The 13632-nt window shown below is 58.9% G+C and carries 11 protein-coding genes; 5 read left to right on the top strand and 6 right to left on the bottom strand.

Annotation, left to right across the window (positions count from 1 at the left end):
• Positions 1–23: 23 nt before the first annotated feature.
• Positions 24–2207 (bottom strand): DNA helicase II, encoded by a 2184-nt coding sequence (gene uvrD, locus AC3WTM_RS02890; RefSeq protein WP_102669442.1) that lies wholly within the window; start codon positions 2205–2207, stop codon positions 24–26.
• Positions 2208–2463: 256 nt separating this feature from the next.
• Between uvrD and AC3WTM_RS02885 the strand changes: the two genes are divergently transcribed.
• Positions 2464–5334 carry an EAL domain-containing protein gene (locus AC3WTM_RS02885; RefSeq protein ID WP_102669441.1) on the top strand — a complete coding sequence of 957 codons (2871 nt, stop codon included), beginning with the start codon at positions 2464–2466 and terminating at the stop codon, positions 5332–5334.
• Between the two features lie 80 nt (positions 5335–5414).
• Here AC3WTM_RS02885 and AC3WTM_RS02880 read toward each other — a convergent pair whose 3' ends face one another.
• Entirely contained in the window at positions 5415–5726 is a 312-nt protein-coding gene (locus tag AC3WTM_RS02880) for a hypothetical protein (RefSeq protein WP_102669440.1), read from the bottom strand.
• A 347-nt stretch (positions 5727–6073) separates the two neighbouring features.
• Here AC3WTM_RS02880 and hexR point away from each other — a divergent pair, with 347 nt between their 5' ends.
• On the top strand, positions 6074–6940 hold the full coding sequence (gene hexR / locus AC3WTM_RS02875) for a transcriptional regulator HexR (protein ID WP_007954250.1): 867 nt from the start codon (positions 6074–6076) through the stop codon (positions 6938–6940).
• 219 nt (positions 6941–7159) lie between these two features.
• On the top strand, positions 7160–7369 hold the full coding sequence (locus tag AC3WTM_RS02870; protein WP_008018316.1) for a PA3496 family putative envelope integrity protein: 210 nt from the start codon (positions 7160–7162) through the stop codon (positions 7367–7369).
• Here the strand turns inward: AC3WTM_RS02870 and AC3WTM_RS02865 are convergent.
• Complete coding sequence (locus tag AC3WTM_RS02865; protein ID WP_008018315.1) at positions 7311–8273, bottom strand: LysR family transcriptional regulator; 963 nt, start codon at positions 8271–8273, stop codon at positions 7311–7313. The two genes, AC3WTM_RS02870 and AC3WTM_RS02865, sit on opposite strands and share 59 nt — an antisense overlap.
• 191 nt (positions 8274–8464) lie before the next feature.
• Here AC3WTM_RS02865 and AC3WTM_RS02860 point away from each other — a divergent pair, with 191 nt between their 5' ends.
• Both AC3WTM_RS02860 and oadA read left to right on the top strand, forming a co-directional pair.
• Positions 8465–9880 (top strand): acetyl-CoA carboxylase biotin carboxylase subunit, encoded by a 1416-nt coding sequence (locus AC3WTM_RS02860; RefSeq protein ID WP_060540229.1) that lies wholly within the window; start codon positions 8465–8467, stop codon positions 9878–9880.
• Positions 9881–9891: 11 nt separating this feature from the next.
• Positions 9892–11700: a sodium-extruding oxaloacetate decarboxylase subunit alpha gene (oadA, locus tag AC3WTM_RS02855; RefSeq protein WP_102669439.1), complete on the top strand. Its 1809-nt coding sequence runs from the start codon at positions 9892–9894 to the stop codon at positions 11698–11700.
• A 113-nt stretch (positions 11701–11813) separates the two neighbouring features.
• Here oadA and AC3WTM_RS02850 read toward each other — a convergent pair whose 3' ends face one another.
• From AC3WTM_RS02850 to AC3WTM_RS02840, 3 genes are read right to left on the bottom strand one after another with little or no spacing between them, the layout of a single operon-like run.
• Entirely contained in the window at positions 11814–12485 is a 672-nt protein-coding gene (locus AC3WTM_RS02850) for a GNAT family N-acetyltransferase (protein ID WP_102669438.1), read from the bottom strand.
• A gap of 16 nt (positions 12486–12501) precedes the next feature.
• Positions 12502–12948: a GNAT family N-acetyltransferase gene (locus AC3WTM_RS02845; RefSeq protein WP_102669437.1), complete on the bottom strand. Its 447-nt coding sequence runs from the start codon at positions 12946–12948 to the stop codon at positions 12502–12504.
• Between the two features lie 10 nt (positions 12949–12958).
• Positions 12959–13582, bottom strand: a complete 624-nt coding sequence (locus tag AC3WTM_RS02840) for an FMN-binding negative transcriptional regulator (protein WP_057712705.1) — start codon at positions 13580–13582, stop codon at positions 12959–12961.
• Positions 13583–13632: the final 50 nt, after the last annotated feature.

Genomic DNA, 13632 nt, shown 5'->3' with positions numbered 1-13632 from the left:
CAGTCAAGGCCAGCACAGAAAGGCTAGATTGCTTCCAGTTTGGCATACCCCAGCATCAGCCACTTGCTGCCTTCGCTGAAGTTCACCTGCACTCGGGCTTGAGCTCCGGCGCCTTCGAAGTTGAGGATCACGCCGTCACCGAAGATCGAGTGGCGCACAGTCTGGCCCAGGCTGAAGCCGGTCTGCGGAATCTCGCTGCCGCTGAACAGGTTGCTGCCACTCATCGACTGGTTGCCGCCGAACGGACGGCTGACGCTGTTGGACAACCGCACCTCCTGAATCAGGCCTTTCGGAACTTCGCGTACGAAGCGCGACACCTTGTTGTAGGTCTCGCTGCCATAAAGGCGTCGGGTTTCGGCGTAGGTCATCACCAGATTCTGCATGGCCCGGGTGATGCCTACGTAGGCCAGGCGACGCTCTTCCTCCAGGCGGCCGGGTTCTTCCAGGCTCATCTTGTGCGGGAACAGGCCTTCTTCCATACCCACCAGGAACACGTAAGGAAACTCCAGGCCTTTGGCGCTGTGCAGGGTCATCAGTTGGATGCTGTCTTCGTGCTCGTCGGCCTGCGTGTCGCCGGCCTCCAGCGATGCGTGACCGAGGAACGCCGCCAATGGCGACAGGTCTTCATCTTCTTCGCTGTTCTCGAAGTTGCGCGCGGCGCTGACCAGCTCCTCAAGGTTTTCTACCCGGGCCTGGCCTTTCTCGCCTTTTTCCGCTTCGTGATAGGCGATCAGCCCCGACTGCTCGATGACGGTCTGGGTCATCAGGTGCAGTGGCATTTCCATGCACTTGGCGGCGAGGTTCTCGATCAGCTCGATAAACGCGCCGAGGGCACCGGCTGCACGACCGGTCAGGCCTTTGTTGGCCACCAGTTGGCGCATAGCTTCCCACATCGACACATCGCTGTGGCGCGCATGGTCGCGGATCGCTTCGACGGTTTTCTCGCCGATGCCACGGGCCGGTACGTTGATGACCCGTTCCAGCGCAGCATCGTTACCGCGGCCTTCGAGCAAGCGCATGTAGGCCATGGCGTTCTTGATTTCGGCGCGTTCGAAGAAGCGCTGACCGCCATAGATGCGGTAGGGAATGCGCTCGCGCAGCAAGGCTTCTTCTAGAACCCGCGACTGGGCGTTGGAGCGGTACAGAATCGCGATATCGCTTCGAGACAAGCCGGTTTTCAGCGCGCTTTCGATGGTTTCGACAACGTAGCGTGCTTCGTCGTGCTCGTTGAAGGCGGCGTACAGGTTGATCGCTTCTCCGTCGCCACCGTCTGTCCAAAGCTCTTTGCCCAGGCGCCCGGTGTTGTTGGCGATCAAGGCGTTGGCAGCCTTCAGGATGCCGGCGGTGGAGCGATAGTTCTGCTCCAGGCGAATGGTTTCGGCGTCCGGGAAGTCTTCGGAATACTGGTAGATGTTCTCGATTTTCGCGCCGCGCCAGCCGTAGATCGACTGGTCGTCGTCGCCCACTACCATCAGGCTGTCGCCACCCTTGGCCAACAGGCGCAACCAGGCGTATTGCACGGCGTTGGTGTCCTGGAACTCGTCTACCAGAATGTGCCGGAAACGCTTTTGATAGTGAGCGAGCAGGCCTGGGTGATCGCGCCACAGATCGAGTGCGCGCAGCAGCAATTCGGAGAAGTCGATGACACCGGCACGCAGGCAGGCGGCCTCGTAGGCCTCATAGATACCGCGCATGGTTGCCAGGAACAGGTCGCCACTGGCTTGAATGTGTTGCGGGCGCAGGCCTTCGTCTTTCTGGCCGTTGATGAACCATTGGGCCTGACGGGCCGGCCAACGCTGTTCGTCCAGGCCGAGCTCGCGGATCACCCGCTTGACCAACCGCTGCTGGTCATCGCTGTCGAGAATCTGGAAGGTCTGGCTTAAGCCCGCTTCCTGCCAGTGTGCCCGCAGAAGGCGGTGCGCCAGGCCGTGGAAGGTGCCAACCCACATACCGGCCGGGTTGATGCCCATCAGCTGCTCGATGCGCTGGCGCATCTCGGCAGCGGCCTTGTTGGTGAAGGTCACCGACAGGATTGAGTGGGGCGAGGCGTTTTCGACCTGGATCAACCAGGCGATACGGTGCACCAGCACTCGGGTTTTACCGGAACCAGCACCGGCCAGGACCAACTGACGACCCACGGGGGCCGCTACGGCCTGGCGTTGGGCATCGTTGAGGGAGTTCAGCAGAAGGGAGAGATCATCGCGCATCGGGGCATTCTAGGGGGCCGCGACACACCGGGCAAACCCCGCTTCGCTTTAACCGATGAAAGTTATGCAAAGGACGACCGGTCAGTCATCGGCTGCAGGCATTGGCGGGGCGTGCCTTCTGCATTTTCAGCGGCATCGGCGTCCGAAAAAATTGGCGAATTATTGATCAGCAGCAGTTTGGTCCGGGCAATTGCTTGTGTATGCTCCGAGCAGTTTCGGGCACATGCTCATCATTATAAGAACAAGAACATCGCCTATGACCCTCAGCTTCGACCTGTCGGGCCCCACTGTGGAGCCCCGGGTGATCCGTAAACAGTACGCCATGGAAATGGCGGTCGAACGCACGCGCCTGTTGTATCAAGGCTCGCTGCTGCCCACGTTGTTCATGCTGATCAATGGCCTGGTCTGTGCAAGTTTGCTCTGGAGCCCGCAGCGCTATTTCCTTGTCAGTGTCTGGCTGGTGTGGTTGTTGTCATTGGTGGCGTTGCGGGTGATTCAGGTCGCAGCCTTTGATTCGGCCATTCCCAACCGTCAGGCCCACCCCATCTGGCGGCGGATGTTTTTGCTGGGCTCCGGCCTCACCGGTCTGACCCTGGCCGGTGCCGGCATCGCCCTGGTTCCCGCCGATAACTTCATTCAGCAAGCCTGGGTCTTCGGCCTCATCGGTGCCGCAGCGCTCTCGGCCAGCGTGGCTTATGCGGTCAGCTTGCCGGCCTTCCTGTCATTCACCTTGCCCTGCCTGTTGCCGGCCATCGCCTATATGTTTTGGGGGGCTGACGAACAGCAGCAAGGTTGGGGCTGGTTCGGGCTGATCCTGCTCGGTGCATTGAGCGTGGTTGCCTGGCAAGTCAATCGATTGATCGATCGGGGCTTGATGCGACGCTTTCAGAATCAGGCACTGATCGAGCATCTGCAGCAGGCGCAAAGCTGCAGTGATCAGCTCAATCAGAAGCTGGCCAAGGAGATAGAACAGCGCCGACGTGCCGAGGACGAATTGCGAGAGATCCAGGTCGACCTGGAAAACCGAGTCGCTCAGCGCAGCCTGGAACTGGACGCCGCCAACCAGGCATTGAGCAAAAGTGAGGCGCGCCTGGCGCTGGCATTGAAGGCCAGCGAGTTGGGATTGTGGGACTGGAATCTGCAAACCGACGAAGTCCATCACACACAAATTCAGGAATTGTTCGGCCTGGAGCCGGAACAGGTCACGGCGATATTGCGTCACCTTAAGCCGCGGCTTCACCCCGAGGATCTTCCTGCGCTGAAAAGGGCGCTGATCGAGCATTTGAAGGGCCGCACTGAGGACTATCAAATCGAGTATCGCGTGCGGCATGGCGACGGTCACTGGGTCTGGATCGAGGACCGCGGGCGGGCAGTCGAGCGTGCCGACAGCGGCCGGGTGATTCGCATGGTTGGCACTCGCCGCGACATCAGCGCCAGCAAAGGCCTGGAAGAGCAGCGGCAATTGGCGGCGACCGTGTTCGAGGCGGCCAGTGAAGGGATCGTGATTTTCGATCCGAACTACGTCCTGATCGCGATCAATCAAGCCTTCAGTCGGGTGACCGGTTATGACATCGACGACATGATCGGACGCAATGTCGTCGAGTTGCCATGCAGTCGCGATGCGCGTAGGCATTACGCCGCTATACATCAGGCGCTGGAGCAGCAAGGTAGCTGGCAGGGCGAATTGGTGGAAACCCGCAAGAACGGCGAGATGTATCCGCAATGGCTGCAACTGAATGCCGTGCGCGATGTCCGGGGAAATGTAAGCCATATTGTGGGCTTCTTCGCTGATCTCTCGGCTCGTCGAGAATCCGAACAGCGCATGCGCTATCTGACCCATTACGACGAACTTACCGGTCTGGCCAATCGCGCGATGTTTCGCGAACGACTCAACGAGGCTCATCAACGAGTGCGGCAGGGCGGTTATCGCAGCCTGGCGTTGCTGCACATCAATCTCGATCGGTTCAAGCAACTCAACGACAGCCTGGGGCATGAAGTCGCCGATCAGTTGTTGCAGAAAATGGCCCGGCGACTGGTGAATGCATTGCCTGAAGCAGACACCATCGCGCGCCTTTCCGGTGATGAGTTTGCCGTGCTGTTCAATTCCTACGGCAACCTTTCGAGCCTGGCGAGGGTGGCGACTCGTCTGGCGAACAAGTTGCGTTTGCCGGTGACCATTGACGGGCATGAGCTGGTGCTCAGCGCGTCGATGGGCATCAGCTTGTTGCCGGACAGCGCGCGGGAAATATCGGCACTGGTCAGTCAGTCGAACATGGCAATGCAGCACGCCAAACACCTGGGTGGCGATAATTTCCAGTTTTACACCGACAGCTTGCAAGCCAGCACGTTGGAGCGTTTACAGCTGGAAAACAACTTGCGCAAAGCCATCGAAGACAAACAACTGAAGGTGTTTTACCAACCGAAGCTATGCCTGGCCACTGGCAGGTTGAATGCCGCCGAAGCCTTGGTGCGTTGGGATCATCCGACCATGGGCCGCGTACCGCCGGGGGATTTCATTGGCCTGGCTGAAGAAACCGGATTGATCGGCCCAATCGGTGAGTTCGTGCTGCGTCAGGCCTGCTGGCAAGCCTGTGAGTGGCAGCGACAAGGGCTTGAGCCGATCCGGGTGTCGGTCAATCTGTCGGTACATCAGTTGCGCCAAGGCAAGCTGGTCAGTCTGGTGCGGCAGGTGCTGGAAGAGACCGGGCTGGCGCCACACCTCCTGGAGCTGGAACTCACTGAAAGCCAGTTGCTCGATAGCGTCGAACATATCATCGCGACCTTCCAGCAATTGCGTGATCTTGGGGTGAAGCTGGCCATCGATGATTTCGGCACGGGGTATTCGTCTCTGAGTTACCTCAAGCGGATTCCGGTGGATTACGTGAAGATCGATCAGGCGTTTATCCGGGGGCTGGGGGAAGGCACCGAGGATGCGGCGATCACCCGGGCGATCATTGCCATGGCTCATGGCTTGTCTTTGAAGGTCGTCGCGGAAGGCGTGGAGCGGCAGGAGCAGCTTGAGTTTCTCAAGAGTGAGCGCTGCGACGAGGTTCAGGGTTACCTGATCAGTCGGCCGGTGGAGGCGCAAAGCTTGGCAGCCTTGCTAAGAGCGCCACGCGTCGAATGAATTGCTATCGTAATATCGTGCCTCCCGACGGTAATAGTTAACCGGCGGGAGGCCCGGTGTTACGTAGGGATGAAAACTAATTAGTCGGTTATTAGAACCTTATCGATGTGATGCAGTAATCCGCCGTTGTAAAAGATACCAACGCTGGTTGGAGCGTGGTTTCCAAGTACTTTGTATTCTACTATTTTGTCTGTTAAAACCGGCAGTGAAATATCAGCAGTACGCTCAAGGACCAGCTCCAGAGGCAGAAAAGGGGTGTCCTGTACCTGGCTTAATACCAGCTTGGGTGTAATTCCGGAGTTGGCAACGGTTACAGTGCCGAATACTCGAAAAGAAGCAGCGCCAGGCATACGGTCAATTTGTACAGTCCAGTTTTTTGTTTGAATGCTCATTGTATTTAATTCCTTTTGAATAAGTTGTTTTGCTCCTGCGCAATTAATGTAGCAAGGTCAGCTTTGTTTTTGGTGATACTTATTCGGGGACTATGTAAGTTTGTATGTTTGATTTTATTTGTTATTAGTCGTTATCTGAACTTCCAGTGGCTCGATCGGAGGTTATCGTTTTCTTGTGGGCCTGATCGATCACTGGTTTACATCTGTCGACGAGGGCTACATGAGGTGTCCGCACCTGAAATCGAGGGATTCGGTAACGCATTGAGCAGGCAAAAAGCCGATTCATGTAGTATAACTACAAGCGTGCTACATCCCCGGCACCTGCCAATAACAAAGAGTCCAGCCCTTTGAATCTGCTGCAACACATCGCCCAGTCTCGCCACCTGTTACGCAAGTCGGAGCTCAAGGTCGCCGACCACGTGCTGCTTGATCCTGCGGCCGTGATGCACAGTTCCATGGCCGACCTGGCCCACAGCGTGGGCATCAGCGAACCGACCATCGTGCGTTTTTGCCGTGCCATCGGTTGTTCCGGCTTTCAGGACCTGAAGCTGAAGCTGGCCCAGAGCTTGGCGGCAGGTGCAAGTTTTGGCCAGTTTGCGATCCATGAGGATGATTCGGTCGCTGACTACAGCCTGAAAATTTTCGACACCACCCTGCATACGCTAATGGAGGTTCGCGAGAAACTCGATCCGCTGGAATTGCAGCGGGCGGTGACGCTGATGTCCCAGGCCCAGCGTGTCGAGTTCTACGGCTTCGGCGCCTCGGGTGCGGTCGCGGCGGACGCCCAGCACAAGTTCTTCCGCTTACTGCTCACCGCTGCGGCGTATTCCGACCCGCACATGCAGGCGATGTCGGCCGTGACGCTCAAGCCAACCGACGTGGCGATCTGCATTTCCCAGTCCGGGCGCTCCAAGGATCTGCTGATCACCGCGAACCTGGTGCGTGAAAGTGGTGCTTCGCTGATCACCTTGTGCCCAAGCCAGACACCATTGGCCGAGCTGTCGACGGTCAACCTGGCGATCGATGTGCATGAAGACACTGAAATCTATACGCCGCTGACTTCGCGTATCGCCCACCTGGTGGTGATCGACGTGCTGGCGATGGGCGTGGCCATGGCGCGCGGCCCGAGCCTGGTCAACCACCTCAAGAGCGTCAAGCGCAGCCTGCGCAGCTTGCGGTTGTCGCCCAAATCAGTGAAAGCGCTGGACGATTGATTCTGGCCTGAGATTGCAGGAAGGTCGTTCCGACCTTATCGCGAGCAAGCTCGCTCCCACAGGTTCTGCGGCGTGCGCAATCAAATGCGGGAGCGAGCTTGCTCGCGATGGCGGCCTCGAATACACCGCAATTTTCATCAGTTTGTAACCCCCAAGCCGCCAAACCGTCATCCCCCGCGCCTATCTTGAAACTCCCGTACTCGCCTTGGGAGACTCGAAATGGCCATGCCCTACGAAGAACGCAACAGCGCTGTCAAAACCCGTCGTCAGCAAGAAGATCAGCGCCGCATGGAATTCCGTCGCGCCATCGAAGATCGCTGCGAACGCCGTCAGCTACTGGCCGAAATTGGCGATTTTCCGGAGTTGGAACTCAACTTCTGGCAGGCAACTCCCTCGACTTCCCGTCGAAACGCTCAACCAGCGCGCTGATTTGAATCCGTTCACTACGGATAAACGCCAGGAAGGCGTGAGCCACCGGTGACAGCCGTTTCGCCTTGGCCTGCACCAGGCACCAACTGCGAAACAGTGGCAGCTCTTCGACGGGTAGCTCGATCAGCCCACCGGTTGCCAGTTCAAGGTTCAGGGCGTGGCGCGTCAACAGCGCAACGCCCAGGCCTGCCAATACACATTCTCGCTGGGCTTCGGCAGACGAGACTTCCTGAGTCTGGTTGAAGTGCACGCGTTTCTCTTTGAAGTATTCTTCGCACGCCAGCCGCGTCCCAGAACCTGGCTCACGCAGCAGCAGTGTGTAGGGTTCGAGATCCTGCAAGCGTAGCGGCCCCATATGACACAGCGGGTGATCCGGTGGCGCCACGGCGACGATCGGGTTGTTCAGGAACGGCAGGAATTCCAGGCCCATGTCCTGAGGCACCATGGACATGATCACCAGGTCATCGCGGTTGTCCGACAAACGTCGAATGACCTGACCGCGATTGACCACCGTCAGTTGCAGGTTCACTTCCGGGTGCTGGCGTTTGAACGCGGCAAACAGATGCGGCACGAAATATTTGGCGCTGGATTCCACCGCCAGTTTCAATTGCCCCTGCAACGAACCCTGCATGTCCGACAGCTGCATGTCGAGGTTTTCCAGGCGCCCGAAAATATCCCGACTGGCCCGCTGTAACGCTTCAGCCGCTTCGGTCATGTAGAGTTTTTTGCCGACGTAATCGAACAAAGGCTGGCCGATCAGCTCTTCAAGTTGACGAATCTGTAGGCTGACGGCAGGTTGTGTGAGCGACATTTCCTCGGCCGCGCGACTGTACGACCGCAAATCACAGACCTCGTTGAAGATCTGCAATTGCCGTAAAGTCATGCGCATCAATGACTTACGCATAATTTGATCACTCTCGTCGCTGGCTGATGAATCAACTATAAGTCTTTACTTATGCATGACCCAATAATTATTCATTTTTGTTAATCCCTTGTGAGCGCTAGTGTGGGCCTGCGACCAAATTGAAACATTTGGTCACGCGTCGACCTGGGTTTAACAGGTCGTGGGTACCACCGGCTCAAGGGAAACTCCAAGTGATAACAAAGATCCTGATCGCCAACCGTGGTGAGATTGCCGTACGAATCGTACGTGCCTGTGCCGAAATGGGCATTCGCTCGGTCGCGATCTACTCCGATGCCGACCGTCATGCCTTGCACGTCAAGCGAGCGGACGAGGCCCACAGCATTGGTGCCGAGCCATTGGCCGGTTACCTGAACCCGCGCAAGCTGGTGAACCTGGCTGTGGAAACCGGTTGCGATGCACTGCACCCCGGCTATGGCTTCCTTTCGGAAAACGCCGAGCTGGCGGAGATCTGCGCCGAACGCGGGATCAAGTTCATTGGCCCGTCGGCTGAAGTGATTCGCCGCATGGGCGACAAGACCGAAGCCCGTCGCAGCATGATCAAGGCCGGTGTACCGGTGACCCCGGGCACTGAAGGCAACGTGTCGGGCATCGAAGAAGCCCTGACCGAAGGCGATCGCATCGGCTACCCGGTGATGCTCAAGGCCACTTCCGGTGGTGGCGGTCGCGGCATTCGTCGCTGCAACAGCCGTGAAGAACTCGAACAGGCTTTCCCACGGGTCATTTCCGAAGCCACCAAGGCTTTTGGTTCGGCGGAAGTGTTCCTGGAAAAATGTATCGTCAATCCGAAGCACATTGAAGCGCAGATTCTTGGCGACAGCTTCGGCAACGTGGTGCACCTGTTCGAACGTGATTGCTCGATCCAGCGCCGCAACCAGAAGCTGATCGAAATCGCCCCAAGCCCACAGCTGACCCCGGAACAGCGCGCCTATATCGGCGATCTGTCGGTGCGCGCAGCCAAGGCCGTGGGATATGAGAACGCTGGCACTGTGGAGTTCCTGCTCGCCGAGGGCGAGGTGTACTTCATGGAGATGAATACCCGGGTGCAGGTGGAACACACCATCACCGAAGAAATCACCGGCATCGACATTGTCCGCGAGCAGATCCGCATTGCCTCCGGCCTGCCGCTTTCGGTTAAACAGGAAGACATCCACCACCGTGGTTTCGCCCTGCAATTCCGGATCAACGCCGAAGACCCGAAAAACAACTTCCTGCCGAGCTTCGGCAAGATCACTCGTTACTACGCTCCTGGTGGCCCCGGCGTGCGAACCGACACGGCGATCTATACCGGCTACACCATTCCACCGTTCTACGACTCCATGTGCCTGAAACTGGTGGTGTGGGCGCTGACCTGGGAAGAGGCGATGGACCGTGGCTTGCGCGCCCTGGATGACATGCGTCTGCAAGGGGTCAAGACCACCGCCGCGTACTACCAGGAAATCCTGCGTAACCCGGAATTCCGTAGCGGCCAGTTCAACACCAGCTTCGTTGAGAGCCACCCTGAACTGACCAACTACTCGATCAAGCGCAAACCCGAAGAGCTGGCCCTGGCTATCGCCGCCGCCATCGCCGCCCACGCAGGCCTGTGAGGAATAGAACAATGAGCAAGCAAATCCACGTTACCGACACTATCCTGCGCGACGCCCACCAATCGCTGCTCGCCACCCGCATGCGCACCGAAGACATGCTGCCGATCTGCGACAAGCTCGACAAAGTCGGCTACTGGTCGCTGGAGTGCTGGGGCGGCGCGACGTTCGACGCCTGCGTACGTTTCCTGAAAGAAGATCCGTGGGAGCGTCTGCGCCAGTTGCGCGCCGCGCTGCCTAACACCCGCCTGCAAATGCTGTTGCGCGGCCAGAACCTGCTGGGCTACCGCCACTACAGCGACGATGTGGTCAAAGCCTTCGTGGCCAAGGCAGCGGTCAACGGCATCGACGTGTTTCGCATCTTCGACGCCATGAACGACGTGCGTAACCTGCGCGTGGCCATCGAAGCGGTGAAAGCCGCCGGCAAGCACGCCCAGGGTACCATCGCCTACACCACCAGCCCGGTGCACACCATCGAGGCGTTCGTGAACCAGGCCAAGCAAATGGAAGCCATGGGTTGCGACTCGGTGGCGATCAAGGACATGGCTGGCCTGCTGACCCCGTACGCCACCGGTGAACTGGTCAAGGCTCTGAAAGCCGAGCAATCGCTGCCAGTGTTCATTCACTCCCACGACACTGCTGGCCTGGCCGCGATGTGCCAAATGAAGGCCATCGAAAACGGTGCCGATCACATCGACACCGCGATCTCCAGCTTCGCCTGGGGCACCAGCCACCCGGGTACCGAGTCGATGGTCGCCGCCCTTAAAGGCAGCGAGTTCGACACCGGCCTGAACCTGGAGCTGCTGCAAGAGATCGGTCTGTACTTCTATGCGGTGCGCAAGAAGTACCACCAGTTCGAAAGCGAGTTCACCACCGTCGACACCCGTGTTCAAGTCAACCAGGTACCGGGCGGGATGATTTCCAACCTCGCCAACCAGTTGAAAGAGCAGGGCGCGCTCAACCGCATGAGTGAAGTGCTGGCCGAAATCCCGCGCGTTCGTGAAGACCTCGGCTTCCCGCCGCTGGTGACCCCGACTTCGCAGATCGTCGGTACCCAGGCGTTCTTCAACGTGCTGGCCGGCGAGCGCTACAAGACCATCACCAACGAAGTGAAGCTGTACCTGCAAGGCGGCTACGGCAAGGCGCCGGGCACCGTGAACGAACAACTGCGTCGCCAGGCCATCGGCAGCGAAGAAGTGATCGATGTTCGCCCGGCCGACCTGCTCAAACCGGAAATGGCCAAGCTGCGTGCCGACATCGGCGCTCTGGCCAAGTCTGAAGAAGACGTACTGACCTTCGCCATGTTCCCGGACATCGGTCGCAAGTTCCTCGAGGAACGCGCTGCTGGCACCCTCACGCCAGAGGTTCTGCTGCCGATTCCTGAAGCGGGTGGCGTGGCCTCTGCCGGTGGCGAAGGCGTGCCGACCGAGTTCGTCATCGACGTTCACGGCGAAACCTATCGCGTCGACATCACCGGTGTTGGCGTCAAGGCCGAAGGCAAGCGTCACTTCTACCTGTCCATCGACGGCATGCCGGAAGAAGTGGTGTTCGAGCCGCTCAACGAGTTCGTCAGTGGCGGCAGCAGCAAGCGCAAGCAGGCCAGCGCGCCGGGCCATGTCAGCACCACCATGCCGGGCAACATCGTCGATGTGCTGGTCAAGGAAGGCGACACCGTCAAGGCAGGCCAGGCCGTGCTGATCACCGAAGCGATGAAGATGGAAACCGAAGTCCAGGCAGCCATCGCCGGCAAAGTCACCGCCATTCACGTGGCCAAGGGCGACCGGGTGAACCCGGGCGAAATCCTGATCGAGATCGAAGGCTGAGTTAACAGCCTCGATTCAACGCTTTAAACCTCGGGGGGGCATGTGCTCCCCTTTTTTTATGTCTGCAAATCCGTGCCTGAAACCCTGTGTCCCATCAGTGAAGGGGGTGTCGATTACCCGCGACACTCCACCAACGACTTCACCTGCCCCGAACCGGTCTGGTTCTCATCGCTCAGCCACTTTTCAAACCCCGCACCAATCGCCGGCCACTCCGAATCCAGGATCGAATACCACGCCGTATCCCGGTTCTGTCCCTTGACCACCATGTGCTGGCGAAACACACCCTCAAAACTGAAGCCCAAACGCTCGGCAGCATATTTGGAGCGAGCGTTGGCGTTGTTGCACTTCCATTCCAGGCGACGGTAGCCGAGGGCGAAGGATTCTCTGGCCAGCAGATAAACCGCCTCGGTGCTTTTCGGCGAGCGCTGCATCGGGGCGCCGAAGGTGACGTGGCCGATTTCGATGCGGCCCTGGGCCGGGACGATGGACATCAGGCTGAGAATGCCCTGGACCTCGCCGCTGGCGCGGTCGATCACGCTGAAGAAATACGGATCGCTGCTGGTCGCGTGGTTGTTCAGCCAGTCGTTGAAGACGTTGCGCTCCGGGAAGGGGCCGTAAGGCAGGTAGTCCCACAACTTCGGGTCAGCGCCCGGGCCTTGCAGGGCCTTGAACAGGCCGTCGCCGTGGCGCGCCGGGTCGAGTCTTTCCAGGCGGATGTAACGCCCCTCGATCAGTTGAGTCGTGGGGGGCGGAACGCCTTTCCAGTCGGCGAGTGAAATCGACATGCTGTTCTCCTTGAACCTAGATGGCTTTGCGAAACTGGATGAAACCGGGGCGTTCGGCGATGCGCTCGTAGAGCCGAATCGCGGTGGCGTTGGTTTCGTGGGTCAGCCAGTGGACCTTGTTGCAACCGTCGGCCTTGGCTGTGGTGTAGACGAACTCGATCAACTGGCGGCCGACGCCGGTACCACGGGTTTGCGGGACCACCAACAAGTCTTGCAGGTAGCAGGAGTTTTCGATGGCCCAGTTCGAACGATGGTAGATAAAGTGCACCATGCCCACCGCTTTGTCATCGGCCCAGGCGAGGGCGGCGTGGGTCGGTTCGCTCGGGTCGAGCATGCGCTGCCAGGTGCTTTGAGTGACGGTATCCGCAAGTTCGGTGTTGTAGAAGCGCAGGTAGGCTTGCCACAGCGGCAACCATGCCGCGTGATCACCGGCGGTGACTTGGCGAATGTCGATCTGACTCATGGTGATTTCCTTAGCGCATCAATTGGGCGAGGGTTTGGTCGTTGACGTCGGGGCTGGCGGCCAGGCCTTTGCGCACTCCGGCGATGTCGGCGGGGCTGCGGTTCTGGCTGAGCTTGCGCTTGCCTTCCAGACGGTCGATGGGAATGGCGAAACCGACGATGGCCTTGAGCATGCCGTCAATGTAATCGGCGGGGGCATCGGCCACTGACCACGGCTGGGCGCGGCCAGCTTCATGACGATCGGTGAGGGTGCTGACGATGTCGAGCAGCCGCCCTCCATCGCTGAACGTTTCGGCTCGGCCATAGGCGTGTACGGCGACGTAGTTCCAGGTTGGCACGACTTTGCCGTGTTCGGCCTTGCTCGGATAGAAGCCAGGGCTGACGTAGGCGTCGGCACCGGCAAAAATCAGCAGGGCTTCGGCGCCGTCGCGCAGGTCTTTCCACTGTGGATTGGCTTTGGCCAGATGCCCGTACAACGTGCCGTTCGAGCCTTGTTCGCAATGCAGCAGCACCGGTACATGGCTGGCTTGCAGGCCGCTTTCACCGTGGGTCACCAATATGGCGAGACGGGTGGCGAGGATCAGTTCATGCAGTTGGGACAATTCGTCGATGGCAAAAGCACGTGGCGTGTACATGGAGATATTTTCCTTGGCGAATGTCTGCATCCTAGGCAGGCTATTGGTCT

The organism is Pseudomonas sp. EU05-FHT14B02 (assembly GCF_058791055.1).
The sequence above is the reverse complement of the archived record's forward strand: the minus strand, read 5'-3'. Positions and strand labels throughout refer to the sequence as shown.